Annotated in this window: 23 protein-coding genes and 1 tRNA gene; 13 read left to right on the top strand and 11 right to left on the bottom strand. The window is 64.5% G+C overall.

The features are described 5' to 3' along the window. Positions 1 to 11 precede the first annotated feature (11 nt). Positions 12 to 851 (top strand): VOC family protein, encoded by an 840-nt coding sequence (locus Harman_RS09520; protein ID WP_200830869.1) that lies wholly within the window; start codon positions 12 to 14, stop codon positions 849 to 851. Positions 852 to 993: 142 nt separating this feature from the next. On the opposite strand, the gene Harman_RS09515 is transcribed toward Harman_RS09520, so the two are convergent. Genes Harman_RS09515 through Harman_RS09505 form a run of 3 tightly spaced genes read right to left on the bottom strand, consistent with a single transcriptional unit; the run spans position 994 to position 3,492 of the window. Continuing rightward, entirely contained in the window at positions 994 to 2,391 is a 1,398-nt protein-coding gene (locus tag Harman_RS09515) for a PQQ-dependent sugar dehydrogenase (RefSeq protein ID WP_137683552.1), read from the bottom strand. Positions 2,392 to 2,440: 49 nt separating this feature from the next. Further along, the gene (locus tag Harman_RS09510) at positions 2,441 to 3,061 is read right to left on the bottom strand and encodes a 30S ribosomal protein S7 (protein WP_137683551.1); all 621 of its coding nucleotides are present in this window, start codon (positions 3,059 to 3,061) and stop codon (positions 2,441 to 2,443) included. A gap of 2 nt (positions 3,062 to 3,063) precedes the next feature. Beyond that, on the bottom strand, positions 3,064 to 3,492 hold the full coding sequence (locus tag Harman_RS09505; protein WP_004515440.1) for a 30S ribosomal protein S12: 429 nt from the start codon (positions 3,490 to 3,492) through the stop codon (positions 3,064 to 3,066). 187 nt (positions 3,493 to 3,679) lie between these two features. On the opposite strand from Harman_RS09505, the gene Harman_RS09500 reads away from it, so the two are divergent. Continuing rightward, on the top strand, positions 3,680 to 6,091 hold the full coding sequence (locus Harman_RS09500) for a methyl-accepting chemotaxis protein (protein WP_137683550.1): 2,412 nt from the start codon (positions 3,680 to 3,682) through the stop codon (positions 6,089 to 6,091). A 109-nt stretch (positions 6,092 to 6,200) separates the two neighbouring features. Here the strand turns inward: Harman_RS09500 and Harman_RS09495 are convergent, their stop codons facing one another. The 7 genes from Harman_RS09495 to Harman_RS09465 all read right to left on the bottom strand — a co-directional run bounded on the left by Harman_RS09495 (position 6,201) and on the right by Harman_RS09465 (position 14,785). Continuing rightward, entirely contained in the window at positions 6,201 to 6,545 is a 345-nt protein-coding gene (locus Harman_RS09495; RefSeq protein ID WP_137683549.1) for a hypothetical protein, read from the bottom strand. Between the two features lie 98 nt (positions 6,546 to 6,643). Continuing rightward, positions 6,644 to 7,069 (bottom strand): NusA-like transcription termination signal-binding factor, encoded by a 426-nt coding sequence (locus Harman_RS09490; RefSeq protein WP_004515442.1) that lies wholly within the window; start codon positions 7,067 to 7,069, stop codon positions 6,644 to 6,646. Continuing rightward, a complete protein-coding gene (rpoA2, locus tag Harman_RS09485; protein WP_137683548.1) occupies positions 7,069 to 8,256 on the bottom strand; it encodes a DNA-directed RNA polymerase subunit A'' in 1,188 nt (395 codons plus the stop codon). The genes Harman_RS09490 and rpoA2 overlap by 1 nt, the downstream gene beginning before the upstream one ends. A 2-nt stretch (positions 8,257 to 8,258) precedes the next feature. Beyond that, positions 8,259 to 11,168 (bottom strand): DNA-directed RNA polymerase subunit A', encoded by a 2,910-nt coding sequence (locus Harman_RS09480; RefSeq protein WP_137683547.1) that lies wholly within the window; start codon positions 11,166 to 11,168, stop codon positions 8,259 to 8,261. Next, the gene (gene rpoB, locus Harman_RS09475) at positions 11,165 to 12,991 is read right to left on the bottom strand and encodes a DNA-directed RNA polymerase subunit B (RefSeq protein WP_137683546.1); all 1,827 of its coding nucleotides are present in this window, start codon (positions 12,989 to 12,991) and stop codon (positions 11,165 to 11,167) included. The genes Harman_RS09480 and rpoB overlap by 4 nt, the downstream gene beginning before the upstream one ends. A 1-nt stretch (position 12,992) precedes the next feature. Then, the gene (locus Harman_RS09470; protein ID WP_137683545.1) at positions 12,993 to 14,558 is read right to left on the bottom strand and encodes a DNA-directed RNA polymerase subunit B''; all 1,566 of its coding nucleotides are present in this window, start codon (positions 14,556 to 14,558) and stop codon (positions 12,993 to 12,995) included. Then, a complete protein-coding gene (locus tag Harman_RS09465) occupies positions 14,558 to 14,785 on the bottom strand; it encodes a DNA-directed RNA polymerase subunit H (protein WP_004590674.1) in 228 nt (75 codons plus the stop codon). The genes Harman_RS09470 and Harman_RS09465 overlap by 1 nt, the downstream gene beginning before the upstream one ends. Before the next feature lie 279 nt (positions 14,786 to 15,064). Between Harman_RS09465 and Harman_RS09460 the strand changes: the two genes are divergently transcribed. The 6 genes from Harman_RS09460 to Harman_RS09435 all read left to right on the top strand — a co-directional run bounded on the left by Harman_RS09460 (position 15,065) and on the right by Harman_RS09435 (position 19,193). Further along, positions 15,065 to 15,137, top strand: a tRNA-Asp gene (locus tag Harman_RS09460). Between the two features lie 560 nt (positions 15,138 to 15,697). After that, positions 15,698 to 16,351 carry a hypothetical protein gene (locus tag Harman_RS09455; RefSeq protein ID WP_137683544.1) on the top strand — a complete coding sequence of 218 codons (654 nt, stop codon included), beginning with the start codon at positions 15,698 to 15,700 and terminating at the stop codon, positions 16,349 to 16,351. A 126-nt stretch (positions 16,352 to 16,477) separates the two neighbouring features. Next, complete coding sequence (locus tag Harman_RS09450) at positions 16,478 to 16,774, top strand: winged helix-turn-helix transcriptional regulator (RefSeq protein WP_200830868.1); 297 nt, start codon at positions 16,478 to 16,480, stop codon at positions 16,772 to 16,774. A 74-nt stretch (positions 16,775 to 16,848) separates the two neighbouring features. Then, positions 16,849 to 17,337, top strand: coding sequence for a metallophosphoesterase family protein (locus Harman_RS09445; protein WP_137683542.1), 489 nt, complete (start codon positions 16,849 to 16,851; stop codon positions 17,335 to 17,337). Between the two features lie 118 nt (positions 17,338 to 17,455). Next, the gene (locus Harman_RS09440; RefSeq protein ID WP_137683541.1) at positions 17,456 to 18,229 is read left to right on the top strand and encodes a coenzyme F420-0:L-glutamate ligase; all 774 of its coding nucleotides are present in this window, start codon (positions 17,456 to 17,458) and stop codon (positions 18,227 to 18,229) included. Beyond that, positions 18,216 to 19,193, top strand: a complete 978-nt coding sequence (locus Harman_RS09435; protein WP_137683540.1) for a 5,10-methylenetetrahydromethanopterin reductase — start codon at positions 18,216 to 18,218, stop codon at positions 19,191 to 19,193. The genes Harman_RS09440 and Harman_RS09435 overlap by 14 nt, the downstream gene beginning before the upstream one ends. Here Harman_RS09435 and Harman_RS09430 read toward each other — a convergent pair. Next, complete coding sequence (locus Harman_RS09430; protein WP_137683539.1) at positions 19,150 to 19,368, bottom strand: hypothetical protein; 219 nt, start codon at positions 19,366 to 19,368, stop codon at positions 19,150 to 19,152. The genes Harman_RS09435 and Harman_RS09430 overlap by 44 nt on opposite strands. Before the next feature lie 106 nt (positions 19,369 to 19,474). On the opposite strand from Harman_RS09430, the gene Harman_RS09425 reads away from it, so the two are divergent. From Harman_RS09425 to Harman_RS09405, 5 genes are all read left to right on the top strand, one after another. After that, positions 19,475 to 20,158: a class I SAM-dependent methyltransferase gene (locus tag Harman_RS09425; protein WP_137683538.1), complete on the top strand. Its 684-nt coding sequence runs from the start codon at positions 19,475 to 19,477 to the stop codon at positions 20,156 to 20,158. 80 nt (positions 20,159 to 20,238) lie between these two features. Next, on the top strand, positions 20,239 to 20,484 hold the full coding sequence (locus Harman_RS09420; RefSeq protein WP_137683537.1) for a DUF7573 domain-containing protein: 246 nt from the start codon (positions 20,239 to 20,241) through the stop codon (positions 20,482 to 20,484). A gap of 194 nt (positions 20,485 to 20,678) precedes the next feature. After that, positions 20,679 to 21,638, top strand: a complete 960-nt coding sequence (locus Harman_RS09415) for an AAA family ATPase (protein ID WP_137683536.1) — start codon at positions 20,679 to 20,681, stop codon at positions 21,636 to 21,638. Beyond that, a complete protein-coding gene (locus Harman_RS09410) occupies positions 21,635 to 22,609 on the top strand; it encodes a DUF58 domain-containing protein (RefSeq protein ID WP_137683535.1) in 975 nt (324 codons plus the stop codon). The genes Harman_RS09415 and Harman_RS09410 overlap by 4 nt, the downstream gene beginning before the upstream one ends. Next, positions 22,606 to 24,840, top strand: a complete 2,235-nt coding sequence (locus Harman_RS09405; protein ID WP_137683534.1) for a transglutaminase family protein — start codon at positions 22,606 to 22,608, stop codon at positions 24,838 to 24,840. The genes Harman_RS09410 and Harman_RS09405 overlap by 4 nt, the downstream gene beginning before the upstream one ends. Positions 24,841 to 24,881 lie beyond the last annotated feature (41 nt).

Raw genomic sequence — 24,881 nt, 5'->3', positions numbered from 1 at the left:
TAATGACTTTAATGACAACAGACAGACTCCCTCAGCAAACACGTATCGGACGGACCGCACTCCGCGTCGGCGACCTCGAAGAGATGACTAGGTTCTACCGGAATGTCGTTGGGCTCGATGTGCTCCATCGCTCCGACACAAGTTCCGTTCTCGGTGCCGAGGACACCCCTCTCCTCATCTTGGAGAGGGTGGAAGATGGACGCCAACGACACAGGTCAGGTGCTGGGCTCTTTCACAATGCGTTTCGGGTCCCCTCGCGTGAGTCACTGGGTGACGCGGTAGCTCGCATTCGGGAGCACTGGGAACTTAGCGGTGCATCCGACCACAGTGTCAGCGAGGCACTGTACCTGACTGACCCGGAGGACAATGGCATCGAGATCTACCGGGATCGTCCGCGTGAGGACTGGCCTCGCAGCGATGACGGGAGCATTCGTATGGGAACGTATCCCCTCGATCTTGAAGCGGTAGAAGGTGCTGCCGCTGGTGACTCAGGACTCCCTGCTGGAACGGACATTGGGCACGTTCACCTTGCGGTGTCCTCACTGGAGACGTTCCGTGATTTCTACGTGGACACCGTCGGGTTCGAGGTACAGGTGGACGAGCCAGGCGCAGTATTCGTGTCTGCTGGGGGCTACCACCACCACATCGGTGCGAACACGTGGAATCAGCGGTCCGGGCCAGTCGGCGGCAGAGGTCTCTCCTGGTTCGAAGTACTCCTTCCTGACCCAGAGGCGCTCAACGTAGTCCAAGCCCGACTCACAGACAGTCAGTATCCGGTAATTGAGACGGCGGATGGCATCGCGGTCACAGGCCCCAACGAGATCGAGGTGCGGTTCCGAACTGGAACGTAGGCTTCTCGAACTGTTCTGTATGTTCTTGTGAACAGCAAACTCTCCTGGGAGACTGATTGGTGATCAATACGCAGGCAAACTGAGCGGGTGTTTCAGCTATATAAGTGAGTAAATAAACCGTATTCACAACGACTGAGAATGCTCACTCAGTCGGCGTGACCCGAACGAGCACGTCGTCGCGGTCCCGCGGGAACCCGTCGCCGGCGCGCCCATCGCGGTTCGACGTGACGAGATACAGCCCGCCGTCGGGCCCCTGCTCAACGTGGCGAATCCGGCCGAGTTCGTCAGCCAGCAGGGAATGTGTCGTCGCGGTGTAGGCGTCGTCGGTCCAGTCGGCGTCGTACACCTCGGCCCCGTCACCCGGCGGCAGATCCTCGCCAGCCGGCGTCAGCGTCGTTGCGAGGAGCTTCTGGCCCTTCAGGCCGCCGGTGAGCAGCCGGTTCCGCAGCGACGGCACGGCGTCGCCGGTGTAAAACAGCGAGCCGGAGGGCGCCCAGCCGCCGGTGTTGCCCGTGTTTGCCAGCGGCCGGCGGACCTCGGGGCCGGCGTCGAGGTACTCCCCGTGCTTGCGGGTGTCGGGCCAGCCGTAGTAGCCCCCGGCTTCGAGGCGGTTGAGTTCGTCCCGGCCAGTCGGGCCGTGTTCGGACGCGACGACGGTCCCGTCGGGGAGCCAGGCCAGCCCCTGGGGGTTCCGGTGGCCGTAGGTGAACACCCGCGGGTCTCCCCCCAGGTCCGGATTGTCGGGCGCGGGGTCGCCCGCGGGCGTCACGCGAAGGACCTTTCCGCCAAGCGAGTCGGTGTCGGCTGACAGTTCGCCGTTGCCGGCGTCGCCGGTCGTGATCCAGAGGTAGTTCTCGGGGCCGAACGTGAGCCGGCCGCCGTTGTGTATCTTGCTGCCCGGAATCCCGTCGACGAGGACGGACTCCGTGGCGGCCGGGTCCTCAGCCGACACGTCCATGGCGACGACCCGATTGAACCGCTCGTCGTCGGTCATCGTCGTATAGTAGACGTACACCACCGGCGGGTCGGGGTAAGTCGGGTGTGCGGCGACGCCGAGCGTGCCGCCCTCGCCGCCGGTCACCCACCAGCCGTCGTCGCTCGATTCCGCGTCGATGACCGCGGCCGGCTCGGTGACCGTCCGGACGGTGCCGTCCGTAAACGAGAGGACACGACCAACTCGTTCGGTGAGAAACAACGTCCCGTCGGCGGCAAACGAGAGATCCCACGGGATTTCCAGGTCCTCGATGAGTGCCTCCGTCGTCAGCGGCGTGGCAGCCGGCGACGTGGTCGGGGCCGTCCAGTCGGTGTCGGGCGACTGGCTGCGCTCGTGGCTGAGAGACACGTCGTAGCGCTCCAGCACCCGGGCGGGGTCTGCCGTCGACGTGGCTGTCGCGGTTGCCGTTTCCGTGATCGACTGGTCCGTTGACTCGTCAGCGTCTTCGGACTCACCACGACAGCCGGCCAGCCCGGTCGCCCCGACGGCGGCGAGCGCGGCAAGATACTGGCGGCGGGACCGGCTGTCCCGGCACGGTTTTTGCATAGATTTCACTGCAGAGTAAAGAAGAATAAAGATGTCGGAGACGGCCGGGTTAGCGAGCGGCAGCCGCGACGCGTTCTTTCTCTTCTTTCTGGTTGACCGCGTAGGCCTGGACATCGTCGTTAGCAGCGCCGATGAGCTGCTGTGCGAGTGCCTCGGCGGCGCTCGTGGTGGTTTTGAACGAGCCACCGTAGACACCCTCTGCGATGAACTTCAGGGCCTGGTCGACGCGGCGCTGGGGCGCAACGTCGACGGCTTTCGGGACCGAGATACCACCGTATTTCAGGCGGACGGTCTCCTCTCGTGGAGCGCTGTTCTCGACAGCGCTGACAAGCACCTGAATCGGGTTCTCGTCGGTGCGCTCGTGAACGATGTCGAACGCCTCCGTGACGATGGAGGTGGCGAGTTGCTTCTTGCCCGTGTTCTCGTCGGTCTGCATCAGGCGGTTGATGAGCCGCTCGACGATGCTGATCTCGCTTTTCTTGAACTGCTTGTCCGCGTGCCGGCCCATCGTGTGGGCAATCGGCGTAACGGAGATGTAGCGCTCGGTCGAGGGGTCGGTGTACTCGATGTCCGTGACCTCCCACTTGCCGAACAGCTTCGCGCGGGCCGTCTCCGGCTCGCTTTCCTCAGCCGCATCAGCGTCAGCGTCAGGTGTATCTTCGGCACTCATGGTTATCGGACCGGTTTCTCCGCGTTCCCGCGAACGAGTTCAATGAGAGAGACGCCGTTGACTTTCTCGACCTTGTAGTTGACACCGGAGAGGTCGCCCATCGCGCGGCCCTTCGCCCCGCCGATACCCGCAATCGTGACCTCGTCGTGCTCGTCGATGAAAGAGATAGCGCCGTCACCGGGACAGAACGCGGTGACCTGCTTGCCGTTCTTGATGAGCTGGACGCGGACACATTTCCGGATCGCGGAGTTAGGCTGCTTGGCCTCGATTCCGACTTTCTCCAGTACGATACCTCGTCCCTGGGGCGCACCCTCGAGCGGGTCGGACTTCTTGCCCAGGCCGCGTTCGCGACGCGCGTAGTCAGTGTCGGACCACCGGTGTTTCTGGCGGTCCTTCTTGAGCTTGCGCGCGGCGTACTTGCCGTTCGCCATAGTAGGCACTGGTACCTTTCGGAGGTACTTAAGACTCCTCTTTTGTATCCAAGCGGTAGCGTCGGCGTGTGTGGCGTTCTGTGCCACAGACGGTCGAAACGTGGGTAAAGAATTACTTTTGATAATTTGGGGGATGGATTTACACCAGCGGTAAAGAAAGCGGTCTGCAAGACCTTTCAAGCGACACATGAAGCTTAATACAGTCCTCCCAGCGGCAATTCGGAAGAGCTACCTCCGGAAGTTCGGCCTCGCTGTCGTCGTCATCGCGCTCGTCGTGACCAGCGCGGGGCTGGTCGCACAGGACGCAATCGCCGCCGACCTGACCGAGCAGCGAAACAACGAGCTAGAGACGACGACACAGCAGGAGGCAAACACCATGGCCGGCTGGATCGAACAGTCCCGCCGGACAACCCGACTGCTGTCGAATCACAACCAGATCAGCGGAACGACGGGAGCCCAGGCCAACACCACGTTCCAGAGCGCACAGCGACGGATCGGCGGCTCGATTCACGGGATCGCGCTCGTTGACAGTTCGACGGATACCATCGAACAGTCGACGGTTGGCCGGTACGAGGGGACAACACTCGACGACCTGAACATCCAGTGGCGAAGCGCCAGCGGAACCCTCCTCCTGAGCGGTAACGACGCAGTGGCCCAGTCACGCGTGTTCGAGCGGGACGGGTCACACTACATGGCGTTTATCAGCAACGTGCCCCAGACCAGCTACCGGACGGTACTGTTCTACAACGTCAGCGAGCGGTCACAGGGCTTCGAGAACTCCATCGACGGCGGTGAAACCCACATCATCGAGTACGACAACGAGGGCAACGAAGTCATCTTCGCCGACAACACGTCGCGGATCTTCGACCGCTACGACGGCGCGACCGAACAACAGGTGACAAAGACTGCGGCCAACGGGACGACCGGCACCCTCCAGGCCAATGGGGAAGTGTGGGGATACGCCAAGGTCGGCGACATGAACTGGGTCGTCGTCAAGCGCGCACCGGCGGAAAGCGCCTACGCACTCCGGGATACCGTCCAGCAGGACATCTTCGCGCTCCTCGGGCTGGCACTGCTCAGCTTCCTGGCGTTCGGGGCCTTCGTCGGGCGTGACATCCGTACGTCGCTCACGGGGGTAGCCCAGCGCGCCGAGGCCCTTGCACGCGGTGAACTCGACGGCGAGTCGACGGAGACGGACCGACTCGACGAGATCGGACAGGTCCAGAACGCCTTCACCGACATCCAGTCCTATCTCGGCACCGTGGCCGGACAGGCGGATGCACTCTCCAGACAGGCGTTCGACGACCCGGTACTCGAGGAAGACGTACCGGGACGGTTAGGGGCGTCACTCGACACGATGCGGGACGATCTCCAGCAGTTCATCGACGAGATCGAAACCGCGAAACGGGACGCCGAGACGGCACAGGCGGAAGCCGAGGCGCTGGCCGACTCGCTCGAACAGCAGGCCGAGGAGTTCTCGGCCGTGATGCGGACGGCGGCCGAGGGAGACCTCACACAGCGACTCGACACCGACACGGACAACGACGCGATGGCCGACATCGCTGCCGCCTTCAACGACATGCTCGCCGAACTCGGACAGACGGTCATGCGTATCCGCGAGTTCGCCGACGATGTCGACGACTCCGCCGACCAAATCACCGCGAGTGCCACGGAGGTCCGCGACGCAAGCGAGGAAGTCAGCGAGTCTGTCCAGGAGATTGCGACCGGCGCGGAGACGCAGTACGAGAACATCGAAGAGACTTCCGACGAAATGTCGAGCCTCTCGGCGACAATCGAAGAAGTCGCGGCCCAGGCCGACGAAGTCGCAACTACGTCGAACGAGGCCGCCGAGATCGGCGAGACCGGCAGCGAACGCGCGACGGAAGCCGTCGAAGTGATGAACGACATCGAGACGCGGGCCGAGGAGACCATCGACCACGTCGAGTCCCTCGACGAGGAGATGGCACAGATCGGCGACATCGTCGACCTCATCGACGACATCGCCGAACAGACCAACATGCTCGCGCTCAATGCCTCCATCGAGGCCGCTCGGGCCGGTGAAGCCGGCGAAGGGTTCGCCGTCGTCGCCGACGAGATCAAGGGGCTCGCTCAGGAGACGACCGAAGCAACTGAAGAAGTCTCTGCGGTTATCGAAGACGTGCAGGACACCACTGGTGACGCGGTGACCGACATCAGGGAGATGGGCGACTCCGTCACGGACGGTATCGACACTGTCGACGACGCCATCGAATCCCTCGAACAGATCGTCGACCGCGTCGAAGAGGTCAACGACGGCATCCAGTCCATCAGCGACGCCACCGACGAGCAGGCCGCCTCGACCGAGGAGACTGTCGCCATGATCGACGAGGTCGGGACGATCAGCGAGGAATCGGCCAGCCAGGCGGAGGATGTCGCGGCGGCCGCGGAGGAACAGACCGCAACGATCAACGAAGTCACCGGCGGCATCGAATCCCTTTCGGACCAGGCCGGCGACCTCAGCGAACTCCTGCAGACGTTCGATGTCGACAGCGGAACGATCCACAGCGACACCGACGTGTACGAACACGGCGCGGACGACCCGGCCACTGGCGACGACTGATAGTGACTATTGGAGCGATTTACCGGTACGCGCCGACTCCAGGGGCGGCGCTATCCGGAAATAATCTACAATAATCACTATGAGTGTCGCCTCCTGGTTCACCTGCCACTTACAGTTTCGGTTCGGCACTCGACGTGATCCATTGGTAGAGACCATAGCTACCGAAAACAGCCCCGGCACAAACGCCGAGGGCGGAGCCGATATCCTGTCGCTGGCTGAACCGGACGAGATAGAAGAGCGCGATTAGTCCGCCGCCGATGAGCGGGTACGCCGGTGATGCGAGCAGTCCCTCGACGAGAATCGCAGCCAACACTAACACGGACAGAGCAAGCATGAACGTACCTTCGAACACCGATAGCGGATTTCCCAGAACGTGTGCGTGATACACGTAGATGCCTGCTATGGTCAGCGGAGCCAGCAGGTCGCCGCCGTCTGGACGCCGGAGAGAGGGCATGGCGGTAGTGTCACAGCCGATGAAAAAAGCAGTTTCTGCCAGCCACCGCATTGACTGTCCGAGTGAGCGAGTCCGCGGACCCGCTCGAATCGTCCCGCTCAGGTCAGTTCGATGCCGTCGATTTCGAAGTGTCGCTTCGCCAGTTGCCGGGCGGCATCGATGTTTCGGCCTTCACGGCCGATAGCGGCCCCGCGGTCTTCCTGTGCCACTTCCACGTAGGCGACGGTGTCGTCGTTCTCCGAGACAGTGACGTTGTACACCGCGGCCGGCGCGAGCGCGTTCGCGACGAAGTCCTCGGCCGTCTCGGCGGCCTCGACCAGTTTGACCTCGCGGCCGAGACGTTCCTCGACGCGTTCGACCGTCTGGCCGCCGGGGCCGATGGCGTCGGCCATCTCCCCGCGCTTGACCAGATACACCACCTGGTCGTGGTCCTCGTCGACGACGCAATCCCGGACGGTGACGGCTGCCTCGTCCTCGAAGAGGGCGACCAGTCGACGCGCTTCGTCCGAGAGTTCGACCCGCATCAGTCCTGGGTCGTACCCATCCGGAGGTTGACATCGCCGGTGCCGAGCTTGATCGGCTTCCCGACGATGACGTTCTCCGTGACGCCGTCGAGTTCGTCGACCTCGCCGTGGATGGCGGCGTCGAGCAGGTGATTGACCGTCACCTCGAAGGCGGCACGGGCGAGCACGGAGTCTTTCGACCCTGAGATGCCGTGGCGACCGATGGACTCGATGGTCCCCTCGTTAGTCATGATATCGGCCACGAGCATCAGATGCCGGACGTTCACGTCGTCAAGCCCCTGCTCTTCGAGCGTGTTCATCGTCTCGTTGATGAGCGTCTCGCGGGCGGCTTCGACTCCGAGTTCGCGGTAAATCTCGTGGATGTTGTTACACGTCGTCCGGGAGGCGTCGACGCCCTCGATGTCGAGTACTTCGCCGAAGTCCGAGCCCTCGGTGTAGAGGACGAACTCCTCGCCGTTTTCGGTCTCTTCCTTGCGGATAACGACGCGGGTGATCTCTTCGATACCTTTGAAGACAATCTCCCGCAGCTCCTCGACCAGCTGTAGCAGGTCGCGGTAGCTGGGTTCCTCCGGCCCGAACTCGATGACGGTGCCGGCCTGCCGAGCCGAAACCCCGAGGTTCGATTCGATGGTCTCGGCGATTTCCTCGGCGATAGCGTCCGTGTCGTTGACCGTCGGCCACCGCTCCAGCAGCGTGTCCTCGTTCAAGTCGATCTCGACGAGCATGTCCGCGACGTTCGTCGAGATGTCACCGAGTGCGAGGATGCGCGTCGCCTCGATCTTCCAGACGACCTCGTGTGCGCGCTCGCGGTCCTCGGCGTACTCCTCGTCGAGGTGGACCGTCATCATCGGCGTGTCCGGCGTCTTCCGGGCGTCCACCAGCTCGATGAGCCGTGGCAGGCCCTGGGTCACGTCGATCTCGGCGACCCCTGCGTAGTGGAACGTGTTCATCGTCATCTGCGTTCCCGGTTCGCCGATAGACTGGGCCGAGACGGTCCCGACCGGGTCCAGCGGGTCGACACGGGTATCGAGGTAGCGGGACTCGACGGCCTTGGCGATGCGGTCGGCATCGTCGACGCCGACGCCCCGTTCCTCGACGGTGCTGTACACTTCGTCTTTCAGCCGTCGCGGCAGTTCAGTGTCCTCGACGACGGCCTCGATGTCTGCTGATACGTCGTGTGCTGTCATTGTTAGTCGTCACCCTCGGCCATCCACCAGTCGTCGGCGTGCTCCGAGAGGTTGGTCCGCTCGGTCCGCGTGCCGAGGAAGCTCTCTTTTTGCTTCTCGCTCTCGAACTCCTCGTCGAGGACGCTGTCGGCGATCTGCTCGACATCGACGGCGTCGCCCTCCTGGCTGGAGGAGACATCGACCGGCGACGTGCCGTCCTCGCCGAACTCGAACTGGACGATAGTGTCGCTTGTGTCCCGGACGGTGCCGTCGTACTGCGTTTCGAGTTCGGACAGGGCGTTGATGAGCCGGCGCTGCAGGTATCCGGACTTCGAGGTCCGGACGGCCGTATCGACCAGCCCCTCGCGGCCACCCATCGCGTGGAAGAAGAACTCCTTCGGGCCGAGCCCGGAGCGGTAGGAGGCCTCCACGAAGCCGTGGGCGTCAGCCGAAAGGTCGTTCTCCTCGAAGTGGCTAAGCGTGCGGTTCTCGTACCCGCGGTTGATCCGCTCACCACGGACTGCCTGCTGGCCGACACAGCCGGCCATCTGGGTCAGGTTCAGCATCGAGCCACGCGCGCCGGACTCGGCCATGATGACGGCCGGGTTGTCCTCGCCGAAGTGGTCCTCGGCGATGTCACCGGCGGAGTCACGGGCCTTGCCCAGCGTCTGCATGATCTTCATCTCCAGGGTCTCGTCGACAGTCCGACCCGGCAGCGATTCGAGTTCGCCGCGGTCGTAGGTCTCGATGAGTTCCTCGACGCGGTCGTACGCGCTGTCGATGGCGTCGTTGATCTGCTCTTCGGCTTCCCGCGGGATGGACTCGTCGTCGATGCTGATGGAGAACCCGAAGTGCATGATCGACCGCATCGCCAGCGCCGAAACCTCGTTGACGAGAATCCGGGCGCGGGTCCGGGAGTACTCCTTGGCGATGGTGTCGACGATTTCGCCACCGAAGGCCCCGACGGCGTCCTCGTCGATGGTGCCGCTGGTCATCTGGCCGTCCTCGACGACGACGGTGTCGCCGGCCGAGGAGGTGAATTCGAGATTCAGGTCGTCGGGCAGCAGTTCCGAGAACAGCGAGCGCCCGGTCCAGTACTCCTCGCCGTCCTCGTCGACGCCGTCAGACTCGGGCAGTTCGTCGATGCGCGTCGCCCGAAGCAGGTCAAGCGCCTGCGTCTCGTTGAACTTCGGATTCGTGTGGGTCAGCAGGTAGGTCCCGCTGATGTGGTCCTGAATCGCGCCGATGATGTTCTCGCCGAAGCGCGGGGAGAGCATCTGTTCCTGCACGCGCATGAGGACGCGCGCCTCCGCGCGGGCCTCCTCGTTCTGGAGGGCGTGCATGTTCATCTCGTCCCCGTCGAAGTCAGCGTTATACGGCGGACACACCGTCGTGTTCAGCCGGAACGTCTTGTACGGCATCACGACGACCTCGTGGGCCATGATGGACATCCGGTGCAGCGACGGCTGGCGGTTGAAGATGATGATGTCGCCGTCGACCAGGTGGCGGGACACTTCCCACTCCGGTTCGACCTTCTCGGCCAGTTCCTCGCAGTTCTTCTCGGTCACCTTCAGCCGGCGACCGTCGGGTCGCTTGACGTAGTTCGCGCCGGGGTGGGCCTCGGGGCCGTTGGAGACGTACCGTCGCGCTTCCTCAAGATTGCGCTCGGTGACGTTCATCGTCTGGGTCATCTCCTTGGCGACCCGGTCCGGCACACCGACCTCGTTCAGCGAGAGCGTCGGGTCCGGCGAGATGACGGTCCGAGCCGAGAAGTTCACACGCTTCCCGGACAGCGAGCCACGGAAGCGACCCTCCTTGCCTTTCAGGCGCTGGGAGAGGGTCTTCAGCGGGCGGCCGGAGCGGTGTCGCGCCGGCGGCGTCCCCGAGATCTCGTTGTCCATGAAGGTGGTGACGTGGTACTGCAGCAGTTCCCAGAGGTCCTCGATAATCAGCTGTGGCGCGCCCGCCTCGCGGTTCTCCATGAACCGCTGGTTGATGCGGATGATGTCCACGAGCTTGTGGGTGAGGTCGTCCTCGGAACGCTGGCCGTTGTCAAGCGTAATCGACGGCCGGGCCGTCACCGGCGGTACCGGGAGTACCGTCAGAATCATCCACTCCGGGCGGGAGCGGGCCGGCTTCATCCCCAGGACTTCGATGTCCTGGTCCGGGATGTCCTCGAACCAGTCCCGGATGTCGCTGGGCATGAGCTTGTTCATGTCCTCCTCGGTCAGGTCAACCGACAGCGCCTTCTCCAGGGCGCGGCGGTCTTCCTGGCGAGGTCGGAACTCGCCGCTGAGAATCTCCTGGACGCGGCTGCTGTCGATGCCGGTCTCCTCGGAGAGATCGATGGGGGAGATTTGGTCCTCGGCTTCCTCCATCGCGGCGGCGATCCGCTCGGGGTAGTCCGAGGCCAGCACGTCCTGGACCTCGTAGTAAGTGGTCGGCTTCTCGTGTTTGATGTCGTACTGCTTCTCGCCACAGAACGGACAGCGGTCCTTCTTTCGGGCCTGCCGGATTGCGGCCTTGGTCACGTCGTTGAGGTCGCGACCGAGGTCCTGGGTCCGTGTCAGTCGGTCCGCGAACTCCTCGCGCTCGTGCTCGTCGAGACAGAGCCGGGAGCAGTCCCGGCAGGTCCCGCGCAGGAGGCGGCGGATGAGCTTCGCAAAGCCGACGTGGATGACGGGGGCAGCGAGTTCGATGTGGCCGAAGTGGCCGTTACACGACCCGCTGTGTTTCCCGCAGGTCTTACATTCCAACCCGGGGTCGATGACCCCGAGTCGCGGGTCCATCAGCCCCATGTCGATGGGGAAACCGTCGTCGTCGTACGTGTCGGCCGTGATGACCTTCGTGGCCGACATCTCGCGGTACTCCTCGGGGTCCATCAGCCCGAAGCTGAGCTGACCGATTTCCTGGGGTGTCTGTTGTGAGCTCATACTGCGTCCTCCAGTTCGATCCGCGGCGCGATACCGAGCGCCTTCATCTCATCAAGCAGGAGCTTGAACGCGTAGGACATCTCGACCTCGTGGATGTCAGTCTCCTCCTCGCAGTTCGGACAGTAGATGCGCCGTTGTTCGACGTTCTCGACGGCAGTCATCCCACACTGCCCGCAGACGTTGATCCACTCGCGGTCGGACTCATCGAGCAAGCGCTCCTTGAGCGCCATCGCCGCGCCGTGCCCGATGAGCACGTCCCGTTCCATCTCACCCACACGGAGGCCACCCTCGCGGGCGCGCCCCTCGGTGGGCTGGCGGGTGAGCACCTGCACCGGCCCGCGCGAGCGGGCGTGCAGCTTGTTCGAGACCATGTGGTACAGCTTCTGGTAGAAAATGTCGCCGACGAAGATTTCGGCGTCGATCTTCTCGCCGGTGACGCCGGAGTACATCGTCTCCTTGCCCGAGGAGTCGAAGCCGTGCTCTTCGAGCGAGCCACGGAGTTCTTCTTCATCCTCGCCGGTGAATGCGGTGCCGTCGACGCGCCGGCCTTCGAGCGCGCCGACTTTCCCACCGATCATCTCCAGGATGTGGCCGACGGTCATCCGCGACGGCAGCGCGTGCGGATTGATGATGAGGTCCGGGACGACGCCCTCCTCGGTGAAGGGCATGTCTTCCTGGGGTGCGATGTGGCCGACGACGCCCTTCTGGCCGTGCCGGCTGGCGAACTTGTCCCCGAGTTCGGGGATGCGTTCGTCACGCACAGAGACCTTCGAGAGCTTCGAGCCGTCCTCACCCTCCATCAGCGTGACTGTGTCCACGACGCCGGATTCGCCCGAGCGCATCGTCACGCTCGTCTCCCGGCGCTTCTGCGGCGAGAGGCCGCCCATGTCGTCCGGCTCTTCGAGGAACCGGGGCGGGCTGGTCTTGCCAAGCAGGACGGCGTTCTCGCCGACCTTCGTCTCGGGGTTGACGAGCCCGTCGTCGTCGAGGTGCGTGTACGCTTCCTCACCGCGAGCGCCGCGGACCTCGTCGTCGGGGATCTCGAAGCGGTCTTCCTGACCGCCGGGGTAGCGCCGTTCCTCGCCTTCGTAGGTCCGGAAGAAGTGTGAGCGGGCGAGCGCGCGGTCGACCGACCCCTGGTTCATCACGAGTGCGTCCTCGATGTTGAACCCCTCGTAGCTCATGACGGCGACGACGAAGTTCTGTGCCGCGGGGCGGTCGTCGTAGCCGATCTGTTCGGTGGTCTGTGTCTTGACCATCGACAGCTGCGGGTAGTGCAGCAGGTGCTGGCGCGTGTCCGGTCGAATCCGGTAGTTCGCCGACGGCAGGCCAAGCGACTGTTTGATCATCCCCGATCCCATCGTAATCCGGGGCGAGGCGTTGTGTTCGGGGTAGGGAATCATCCCCGCACCGATACCGAACATCAGCTGCGGGTCGACTTCGAGGTGGGTGTGGTTGTCGGTGAGTTCGTCCTCGTCGACGCCGACGAGGATGTCCTCTTCCTCCTCGGCGTCGATGAACTCGACGAGGCCGCGTTCGACGAGCTCCTCGAATTCGAGTTCGCCCTCTTTGACCTGTTCGACCTCCTCGTCGGTCATCAGCGGCTCGCCGTCCTCGACGACCAACAGTGGGCGTCGGGCACGGCCGGCGTCGGCGTTGATGATGACTTCTCCGGTCCGGTTCTTCACCGAGACGTTGACCATCTGGGAGACATCCCCCCGTCGTCGCGCCTGTCGTACCTGTTCTGCGAGCTGTTCCGGGTCGGGGTGTGTGCCGACCAGACTACCGTTTACGTATACTTTGGCTTCGCGTCCCTGACTCATATTAATCGTCCGCGGGCTGCTGTTCGATCGATTCGATACCGGGGATGCCCTGAACCCCCATCTCTGCAAGTTCCTGTTTGAGGCCCTGTGGGTCCGCAACGTCCTGTGACAGCTCCATCGCCTGGGCGAAGTTCTTTACCAGCCCACAGTTCGGACCCTCCGGCGTCTCGGAGGGACAGATGCGACCCCACTGGGTCGCGTGCAGGTCCCGCGCCTCGAAGTGGGGCTGGGAGCGACTGAGCGGCGAGCGCAGTCGGCGGAGGTGTGACAGCACCCCCATGAAGTCGGTCCGGTCGACGAGCTGGCTCACGCCGGAGCGGCCGCCGACCCAGTTTCCGGTCGCTATCGGGTGTTCGAGGCGCTCGGTCAGTACGTCCGAGCGAACAACCGTCGAGACGGACAGCTGGCGGTTCCGCATGTTGGCCCGTTCCAGCTGGTATTTCACGTCCCGGGCGAGCTTGTTCAGCGCCGTCCGGAACAGGTCGGTCATCAGGTCGCCGCTGACCTTCAGCCGCTTGTTGGCGTAGTGGTCCTTGTCGTCGGCTTCACGGCGTTCGAGTGCGAGTTCGAAACACGCCTCGGCCATCCGGCAGAGGTAGAACGCCTTGTTGATGCGGACCTCCTCTTCCTCGACGCCTTCCTCGTGCAGGTGCGGGAGGAGATAGCGGTCGATAACGTAGTTGGCCCGTTTGAGCTGGTAGTTCTTGCCCTGCCCGGAGGCGACACGCTTACCCAGCGTCTCGATGGCTTCCTCGGTCGTCTGGACCTCGGCCTCCTCTAAGTTCTCCAGCATGAACTTCACGATCTCCGGGTCCTCGCTGACGCGGTGGACGATCTCCTCGTCCGACTCCAGCCCGAGCGCCCGGACCAGCGTCACGAAGTCGATACTGCCCGAGACGGACGGGAACGAGACTTCCAGCAGTCCGTCCCGCGTTCGTTCACACAGCACCAGCGCGCGGTAGCCACGGCGCTGGGAGAACGTCTTGGCGACCTGCACCTCGTCGCCGTACTTGGTGTCGTACTCGGCCAGAATCTTGTTCGGCGCGAGGTCCTCGCTGGTCATCAGCACCCGCTCGGAGCCGTTGACACAGAAGTAGCCACCGGGGTCTGCGGGGTCCTCGCCGATGTCGATGAGCTCCTCGTCGCTGAAGCCCGCGATGTTACACTTGTTCGAACCGACCATGATGGGCATCCGCCCGATCTTGGTCTCGGTTCGGTCGACGACTTCCTCCGGTTCCTCCTCGCCACCGCGGACGATGGCCATTTCCATGAACACCGGCGCGGAGTAGGTGATGTTGCGCAGCCGGGCTTCCTGGGGATACAGCAGTTCCTCGCTGCCGTCAGCCTCACGAACCCGTGGGGTGACGACGCGAACGTCGCCCAGTTCGACCCACACCGGTTCCTGCCCTTCCTTGTCACCGATGTCGGTCTCGATGGTCTCTTTCTCGTCGACGACCTGCTGCATCCCTCTGTCGAGGAAGGCGTTGAACGAGCGGAAGTGGTGTTCGGCGAGCCGTTCCTTGGCGAAATATTCACGCGATATAGCGCGGCGGTCTTGTGTGTCCATTATTCTACCACCAGTCGGTAGACAACTGCGGTGTCGGTTGTCCGAGAGTCGCGTTCGATCCGAACCACGTCACCGACTTCGGCGTCATCCGGCAGCGCCTTGTCGGTGCGCTTGATCTTCGGAAGGTCCGTCTTCTTGATTTCATACTCCGTGAGTACTGCTTCGAGGTCGTCCTCGTCGACGACGCTGTGGTCTGGGACGAGGTCGTGTTGACTTACATCTACCATGTGTGTGCGTGTGCGTTTGGCCTGCTGCTGGAGAAAGTGGCTGTCACGAGATACTACAGGGCCATACTGTCGGGGCGCATATAACACTTACCAAGTCGCTCTGCCGTGGCTATCGGACCCGACCACCCTCACGTGGACTGCGGGTGTGATTGCTCGTACCAATCACATGAATCAGACCGGACATAGAACTTTGGGTCCCGTCATGTGCACTCATCCCGGGGCGGCTTTCTTTGGAAAGTCTTAATACCAACACCGGGATACGAAGAAGTGCAGCAAGGTGCCCGGATGGTGTAGTGGCCCATCATACAACCCTGTCACGGTTGTGACGCGGGTTCAAATCCCGCTCCGGGCGTACTTTTGCGACGAACAAATCCGTGAGTCGCAAATCCGTAACGAGCGGATTTGAATTACGCAAACGCGAGCATAGCGAGCGTTTGCCCGGGTTCAAATCCCGCTCCGGGCGTTTTCTCTCTAACACAACTCCCCAGCGAGGCGTCTTGTCGCCGAACGACGGCGAGTTTGAGGAAACGTCGAAAAGGGATTTGAATCCCGGGAGACGAGCGCAGCGAGTCTCCAGACGGTTCAAAATCCCGCTCCGGGCGTTTCTCTGAATTCAACTCGACAAGCGGCGCGTTTCATCGCGTCGTGATCGCTCTGTATCGCCATCCCGATCACGTTTTAGCAACCAGATAGGTAGTAAACACCGTCTACTAGCCGAGAAAACGGCGCATACTGATACCACAGGAGCAGTACAACAGCGGTGTCCGGGGGAAGACCCCCGACCTGTCATAGTGTCCGTCCACCGGGGTCGGACGTGCTATCACTTCACGCGGGGTGGCATATGTTTTGTGTTGGTGCCGACTGGTCGGTCCCAGCGACAAACTGTTTAGGAGGCCCCGCAAAAGAGGGGCCATGGAGGACGTGGATGGCGAGGAAATGCCCGGCGCAATCGTCGAGGCGTTCCTCGAACGCGAGGAGGGCGTCCGGGCGCTGCTTGAGGAACTGGAGAAGCTCACTATCGAGGGCCGCCACGAGGAGGTCCGCGACCGCGTTCGCAATCTGGCCGACAGCGACGAGTCGGTGTTTTACACGGTGGCCTTTAGCCTCACCAACTCGCGGCAGTTCTTCGGCGACGTGGAGGCCCAGCTGGACGTGACCGCCGCGGACCGGCTTCGGGACCTCGCCGACACGTTTCCCGCGCTGGCCGAGCCGTTCAACATCGTCCGTACGGAGCGGGCAGACGACCGGCTGAACCCGGTGACGGACACGAGCTACGCGGTGAGCTACCACCGCGGCGTCGAGTCGCCGATGGTGACCTACAGTCCGCTGTCGGGCGAACAGGAACTGTACGAGTCCCGCGGAACGCCGAGCGAGGTGTTGCGGGTCGCGTCCGACCTCACGGGCGCGACGACCGACGCGCTGGACGTGGCGATGGACAACGACTACTCCGTTAACACGGAAGAGCTGAGCGCGCTCATCGACCGCCGCGAGGAACTGGAGACGGAGCTGAACAAACTCCGGGACCAGCTCGATGAGCTTCGCCGAACGCCAGTCACCGACGAGTAGCGGGCACTGGTCGGGAGAGACACAACAAATTCTCGAAACCAGTGGACAAAGAGATGGAACACGACGCCGTACCTGGGGCGTTTATGTGTCACGGGTCAGAAGCCACAGATACGATTTGCTATGGGAATGGACCGACTGGAAGATCAGGTCGAGAAGGAGGGGCGGGACTTGGTGATCCTCGAAGCCGTTATCGAGAACGGGCCGATCGGTATCGTCCGGCTCGCCGAGGAGACAGGGGTCCCGAAACACAAGGTGCGGTACTCGCTACGGATGCTGGAAGACGACGAGCTCGTCGAGCCGACGCCACAGGGCGCGGTTCCGGCCGACGACATCGAAGCACGGGTGGCAGCGATCAACGACGGTCTCGACCGGTTGGTCGAGCAACTGGACGGGCTGCGGGACGTGTTTTCGTCCGCAGAGTAGCGCCGCCAAAGTGAGTCGTCGGTACCTGTTTCCGTGGCAGTAACCCTTTTCGAACACCGACGTAATGCATTGGTATGGATGTCGCTCTCATCAGCGATTCGCACATCCCCTCCCGGGAACACGAGATTCCGCCGTCGTTCCGGGAACGCATCGAGGTCGCCGACCACGTCATCCACGCCGGTGACTTCGACAGCAAAGGGGCGCTCGCCGAGATGCGTCATATGGCGACGGCACTGACCGCCGTCTCGGGGAATATCGACCCGGAGATCGGGTTGCCTGCGCGGGCCACGGTCGAACTCGGCGGCGTCGCGTTCGTCGTGACACACGGCACCGGCTCGAAACGGGGCTGGGCCGACCGCGTCGCGAGAGCGGTTCGGGAAGAAGCCGACAGCAGCGCCGTCGGCGTCGCCGGCCACACCCACGAACTGACGGACACCGTCTACGATGACGTGCGGCTGTTAAACCCCGGGAGTGTCACAGGGGCATCGCCTGCCGACCGCCCAACCATGATGACCGCGACAGTCGGGGACGAGGAACTCGACGTGACTCAGCACGAACTGTAGGGCAGTCCGGCGAGCGGGATCACCGCGCTGTTGTGGCCGGGTACCGGCAGCTGTTGCCACTGTTGGCCGGCTTTGCAGCGAACGCGAGTCTTTTTCCGGCAGAGACCGCAGAAGCGGTATGGAAGTCTTCGCGGTCGAGGGGCTGCCCGAGGTCCGCCCCGGCGACGACGTGGCCGAACTGCTCGTCGACCAGGCGGCCCTCCGGGACGGCGACGTGGTCTGTGTCGCCAGCACCATCGTCTCCAAGGCCAACGGACGCGGGCGAGCGCTGTCGTCCTACGAGCCCAGCGAGCGTGCCGAGCGCATCGCGGCGACCATCGAGGACATCGCCGGCGAGGAGAAGGACCCGCGGATGGCCCAGGCGATTATAGAGGAGTGCGAGGAGGTGCTGGTCGAAGCCCCCTTCATCCTCGGCGTGACGGAGTTCGGGCACATCACGGTCAACGCGGGCATCGACCGCTCGAACGTCCCTGGCGCGGACCTCCTCCTGTTGCCCGAGGACCCGACCGCAGACGCCGAGGCCATCCGCGATGGCATCCGCGAGCGGGCGGGCGTCGAGGTCAGCGTCATCGTCACCGACACGTCGGGCCGACCGTTCCGCCTCGGCCAGCGCGGCGTCGCGCTTGGCTGGGCCGGCCTCCCCGCCTCGCGGGACTGGCGCGGCGAACACGACCGCGACGGCCGCGAACTCGAAGCCACCGTCCAGGCCGTCGTCGACGAACTCGCCGCCGCGGCCAACCTCGTCACCGGCGAGGGCGACGGCGGGACGCCCGCCGCAGTCATCCGCGATTTCGACTTCGGCAACCACGCGGGCAGCGAACAGCTGTTCCGCGACCCGGAGAACGACGTTGTCAGACAAGCACTCAGAGAGTGGTCACATGTACGCGATTGAACTCACCCCGGAACACCCGGTCGCCCAGCTCGCCTTGTTTGCCGAACAAGCCGAATCGAACGGACTCGATGCCGTTTTCGCCAGCCACCACTACAACAACCGCGACCAGTTCATGGCGCTTGCAGCGATGGCCGAGCGGACTGACGACATCTTGCTCGGCCCCGGCATCGCCAACCCCTACGAAACACACCCCGTGACGCTGGCCTCGCGGGTGGCGACGCTGGCGGAACTGAGCGACGGCCGGGCCGTCTTCGGCATCGGGCCGGGCGATAAATCGACGCTCAGCAACCTCGGCTTCGACCACGACGACGCACTGCGCCGCGTGCTGGAGACGTTCAAAACCGCGCGAAAGCTCTGGGACGGCGAACGGGTCGACCACGACGGGACATTCGAGGCGGTCGACGCCGGACTGAACTACGAGGTCGGCGAGATTCCGGTGTACGTCGGCGCACAGGGACCGCACATGACCCGAATGGCGGCGAAACACGCCGACGGCGCGCTGTACAACGGCGCGCATCCGAAAGACCTCGCGTGGGCACGCGAGCAAGTAGAGGAGATGGCCGACGAGCGACCTGCCGAGTACGGCGAGTTCGACCTCGCGGCCTACGCCAGCGTCTCGGTCGCCGAGGACGCGGCCAAGGCGCGGGAGGCCGCCCGGCCGCCGGTCGCGTTCGTCGCCGCGGGGTCGCCGCCGCCGGTGCTGGACCGCCACAGCATCGACCACGACGCCGCCGACGACATCGGCCAGGCGATTTCCGCCGGCGAGTTCTCGGCCGCCTTCGAGGGAGTGACAGAGGCGATGCTGGACGCGTTCTGTATCGCCGGGACGCCAGAAACAGTGGCCGAGCGGACAGCGGCGTTAGAGGAACACGCCGACAGCGTGGTGTTCGCGTCGCCGCTCGGCCCGGACATCGAGACGGCTATCGATTTGCTTGGGGCGGCCCTCGACCGCCGGAGCCGCTGAACAGCGACAGCACGGCCCCAAGCGAGAGGTACCCGAAGAAGGCGACCGAGACGGTCGTGATGAGCCCACCGACAGCGAGCATGAGTGCCGCCAGCGGGTCGTTCAGTGCGACATCGAGGAACCAGCCGGGCATGTCGATGATGCTCCCGAGCAGTTCCGACAGGAGTCCTTGCATTACCTGAACGTTAGCGTGGCCCTACTTTGGGTTTGCGTTCCCGGCGGACGGTGTCCCACTGGCGCCGAACAGCGATGTTTTGGGCCTCCCGACACTGGGACGGGATATGAGCGTTCGCGAGGAGTTCGACGCGTGGGCGGCCGAGGGCAAAGACAGAGGAATGGAGGACCGGCACTGGCACACCGCAAAGCACGTCCTGGCCCGGATGCCGGTCGAACCGGGCGAGACGGTGCTTGACCTCGGAACGGGCTCGGGCTACGCGCTCCGTGCGCTTCGGGACACCAACGACGCCGGCCCATGCTACGGGCTCGATGGCTCGCCGGAGATGCTTCGGAACGCCCGCGAGTACACGGACGACGACGGCATCGGGTTCCTGCGTGGCGACTTCGACGCGCTGCCGCTTGCGACCGACAGCATCGATCACGTGTTCTCGATGGAGGCGTTCTACTACGCCAGCGACCCGCCACACACGCTTGAAGAAATCGCGCGGGTGCTGCGACCGGGCGGGACCGCCCACATCGCGGTGAACTACTACGAGGAGAACGTCCACTCCCACGACTGGCAGGAGTTCATCGACATCGAGATGACCCGCTGGAGCGCCCCGGAGTACCGCGAAGCGTTCCGCGAGGCTGGCTTGGCCGTGGCCGCCCAGGACACCATCCCCGACCGCGAGGTCGAGATTCCGCCGGCGGATGCGTTCCCCACGGACGAGTTCGAGACCCGCGAGGCGATGGTCGAGCGCTACCGCGAACTGGGAACGCTGCTGACCGTCGGCGTCGCCACCGAATAGCGGTCGGGGTGTCGCCCTCGGAACGAACAGGAGTCGTGCGACCGGCAGGGTATTTGTGGCCGCGGGAGCAACCAACGCGTATGGCCGAAGACGCCTCGCTGGACGACTTTCTCGACGGCGGTGATAGCGAGGACGAGGGTAGTGCTTCAGAAGGCGGAACCGCGAAACCGGAGGATGACCCCGCTGATTCTGACACCGTCGAGCCCGCCGTGACGACGTACGCGTGGTCGCCCGAGGGGGCGGCCTGTGCCGAATGTGGCGAGGTCGTCGAGCGCCGGTGGACGCAAGACGGCGACCTCGTCTGTGGGGCCTGCAAGTGCTGGTGAACGGCGCTACCGGCCGTAGAACGGATGTGTGTGATCCTCACCCATCCACAGAGTTACATACGCTCACGCCGTAGACGGGGCCACAATCGAACGGCCCGGAGCATGTGGCGACCCACACAAGACACTTACTGGTCGGCAGGGCAGACTATCCCACCAACCCCCGTTCCGAGGCGTCGTCCCACGAGAGCACGACTATGACAGACACTGACACAACACACAGTCACCAGTCGGACAGCCCCCTCCGCGACGCCACACGCGTCGCGAACAAGGTAATCGAGAACGTCGAGGAAGTCATCGTCGGGCAACACGACGCCATCGAACACATCGTGACGGCGGTGCTCGGCCGCGGTCACATCCTGCTTGAGGACGTTCCCGGCGTCGGCAAGACGATGCTGGCCCGCTCCGTCGCGGCTTCCTTCGACGGCGAGTTCAAACGCGTCCAGTTCACGCCGGACCTGCTGCCGACCGACGTGACCGGCGTCAACGTCTACAACCAGAAGACCCAGGAGTTCGAGTTCCGGCCCGGGCCGATCTTTGCCAACGTCGTCCTCGGCGACGAGATTAACCGCGCCCCGCCGAAGACCCAGTCGGCGCTGCTTGAGGCGATGGAGGAACAGCAGGTGTCCGTCGACGGGACGACACACCCCGTGCCACAGCCGTTTACAGTCATCGCCACGCAGAACACAGTCGAGCAGAACCGGGCCTACGACCTGCCGATGGCCGAGCTCGACCGGTTCATGACGAAGCTCCATCTCGGCTATCCGAACGAAGCGGCTGAGACGGAGATGCTGGGTGATGTAGTGGGACAGCATCCCATCGAGGAACTCACGTCAGTCGCCACGCTCGAAACCCTCTCCGCCGCTCGGGAGACGGTGGCCGACGTGACTGTCGAGGAGCCGATACGGTCGTACGCGACCCGGCTGGCGCGGTACACGCGGGAGAACGCGCAACTTGGCGTCAGCCCGCGAGGGAGCATCTCGTTGCTGCGGGCGGCACAGGCTCGCGCCGTCCTCGACGGCCGCAGTTACGTTATCCCCGACGACATCCAGACGGAAGCGCCGGTCGTCCTGCCACACCGCATCCGCACCGAGAGCAGCGAGCAGGACGCCCGGGCGCTCGTCGCGGAGGCACTCGATACCGTTTACGTCGAATGAGACCGACACGACGCGGTTTCGCCGTTCTCGCCGTCGCCGTCGTCGCCCTGCTTATCAGTGCCAGGTTCGGCCAGCCCGGACTCACCGCCGTCGCTGGCCCGCTGTTCGTCAGCGTGTTCGCCGCCGCCGTCCAGATCCGCTGGAGCGGCGCGCCGACCGTCGAACGGGGTCGCCTCCGCCGCGGCTTTCCCGGCGAGACGAAGCCCGTAGAGTTCCGCGTCGACGGGAGCGGCATCGCAACGATCACCGACCGGCTCTCCGAGGGGTTAGAGGGGGAGACGACCGTCACCAAATCCCTGCCCGCGACGGTGACCTATCGGGTCACCTACACGCACCGGGGCGAGCAACAGGCTGGCCCCGTCGAGGTGGCGGTGACGGACGCACTGGGACTTGTCGAGGAGCGCTACACCATCGTAAGCAAGACCAACGTGCTGGTGTATCCACCCGTCTACCGGCTTGGTGGGCAAGAGGCGTTCGCGCGGACATTCACGCCGGAGAGCGAGGACCGGCAGTCCTTCGACCGGTTGCGGGAGTACGTCAGCGGCGACTCACTTCGGGATGTCCACTGGAAATCCAGCGCCAAGCGTGAGGACCTGCTGGTCAAGGAGTTCACCGACAACCGGAGCGACAGGAGGCTTCTCGTCGCCGCGGAGGCCGAGCGAGGTCACGCCGACGAGATGGCCGCGGCGGCGGCGACGATCACCATGGCCGCGCTGGAGAACGGTCTCGCGGTCGCACTCGCCGTCCCGAACGGCGCGGTCGAGCAGGGGTACGGCGACACTCACCGAACGCGGCTGCTCGAACTGCTGGCCCGGGCCGACGCGGGCCGGACCGACCGTGTGGATGACGCCGATGTCGTCATCACGGCCACGAACGAGGGCGTCACGGTGTCGGTCGACGGTCGCCGCCAGTCCTTCGCCGACGTGACCGCCAGCCGGGACAATCCCATCGCGGGCGAGGTGAGCGGATGAGTACCGCTATCGAACGGGTCCGCGGTCGGTTCCCCTGGAGCGGGTCCCGGGTACTGGCACTGCTTGCGGTGGCACTGGCTATCGGTGCGCCGCTGCGGACGATGTTCTATCTCAGCGACGTGGTCGGCGACCCGACGCTGTTCTTGGTGCTCGTCGCGCTCTCTTTCATCGGCGCGACGCTGCTTGCCCGCGTGCTCAGGCCGACGCTCGCGGTCGGTGTCGGTGCAGTGCTGTTTGCCGGTGGGCTCGGTGCGTACATACTGAACCTCTCGACGAACCCCGCGATAACGGACCTGCTGGCCGATACGGCCGCCTTGCTGACCGGGCGGTCGCTGCTTCAGATCGCCCAAGTCAGGCTGTGGGTGCTGTCGTTCGCGCCGGCCCCGGTGTTTCTGACCTGGTATTTCGCCCTGCGGCGCTGGTACGTGACGGCGACGGTGGCGGCCGGCACAGCGCTGTCGTTTTTCGCCCTGACGACCGATTCCGGCGTGGTGACGACGCTGCTCGGGGTGGTCGGCATCGCGGCGACCATCGGCTTCGGGACGCTCGATACGCTGTCGGCGAACGAGCCCGAGGACCTGACGAAACGGCCCGACGCGATGACCGGCAGCGGCGAGGCGGGACCAGCGGACGACGACAGCGAGGGCATCGACACCGGTCGGCGCGCCGTCCTCGAACAGCTGGCGGCGATAATCGTCGTCCCGGCGGCGCTGTCACAGGTGCCGCTCACCCGCGACAGCTCGCTGTCATACGACGACGGCTCGGACGGCCAGACCGTCGAGGGGAGCCTCTTCGACGCCGGAGAGACCATTTCAGTGCTCGGGAGCATCTCGTTGACCCCCGAGATACGCTACACGGTCGAAAGCGAGGAGCCGCGCTACTGGCGGGTCGCCTCCTACGACCGCTACACCGGCGACGGCTGGGTGCGGACGGGCAACCCCCGCCCGTACGAAAACCGGCGTCTCGACAGCCCGCCGGGAGAAACCCGGACGCTCCGACAGGCGTTCCAGGCCGAATCGACCATCGGCACCGTCCCGGCCGCCTGGAAACCCGTCCGCTACTCGGGGGACCCGTCGGTGTCGGTCGCCAGCGAGGGCGGATTCCAGCCGGACGGGACGCTATCGGCGGGTGATAGTTACGAGGTTAGGAGCGAACTGCTCGTGGCGACGCCGGACGGGGTGCGCGAGGCCGGCACCGACTACGACGACCTGGCCGTCGATCTGTACACCCAGCTCCCCGACAGCACGCCGAACCGCGTCGCGGAGCGAACGGCCATCCTCACCGCGAACGCGGAGAACCCCTACGAAACGGCACTGGTCGTCGAGCGGTGGCTCCAGGAGAACAAGGGCTACTCGCTTTCGGTCGACCGACCGGATTTCAACGTCGCTGACGCCTTCCTCTTCGAGATGGACGAGGGGTACTGCGTCTACTTCGCGACGACGATGGTGACGATGCTCCGGACGCAGAACATCCCGGCGCGGATGACCGTCGGCTACACGTCCGGCCAGCGCATCGAGGAGAACCGGTGGGTGGTTCGCGGGCTCAACTCCCACGCCTGGGTCGAGGTGTACTTCCCCGGCCATGGCTGGGTCCAGTTCGATCCGACGCCGTCCGGGCCACGCGAGGAGATCAGACAGCAGCGGATCGAGGACGCGAGTTCGGACGGGTCGGCCCCCACCGTCGGCGACGGCGTCCCGGTGGAGCAGTACACGCCGGCACCGACGCCGACGCCCGCGCCGCTGACCGAGAACGGCACCGAAACCGAATCAACGGCGACACCGACGCCGACCGAAACCGACACAGCAACCGGAACAACAGGGGGCCGGGGCACGGGCGAGGGTGGCGATATCGGCCCGGGACTGCCGGACCTCCCGTCGCGCGAGGAGCTGGCGCTCGGGGTCGTGGCGCTGCTCGGTATCGCGGCGGGCGCTCGCCGCTCGGGCGTCAGCGAGCGGGCCTACCGGGCGGTGTGGCTGCGCTATCAGCGCCGCGTGGACCCCGAAACCGATGTCGAGCGGGCGTTTCAGCGGGCCATGTACGTTCTTTCGGCGGAACACCGGAGCCGCGAAAGCGGCGAGACAGTGCGGGCATATCTCGACGATATCGGGGCCGACAACCGGGTCTGCCGTCTGGCAACGCTGCGGGAACGGCTCCGGTACGGGGGCGAAATCGACGAGGCGATGGCCGACGAGGCCGTCGAAATCGCCGACGGAATCGTTTCCGACCGGTAGGCCCCGACAGTGTTTAATAGGTCGTGTTCGTAGGCGCGATT

Source organism: Haloarcula mannanilytica, assembly GCF_005406125.1.
Taxonomy (GTDB): Archaea; Halobacteriota; Halobacteria; order Halobacteriales; family Haloarculaceae; genus Haloarcula; species Haloarcula mannanilytica.
The sequence above is the reverse complement of the archived record's forward strand: the minus strand, read 5'-3'. Positions and strand labels throughout refer to the sequence as shown.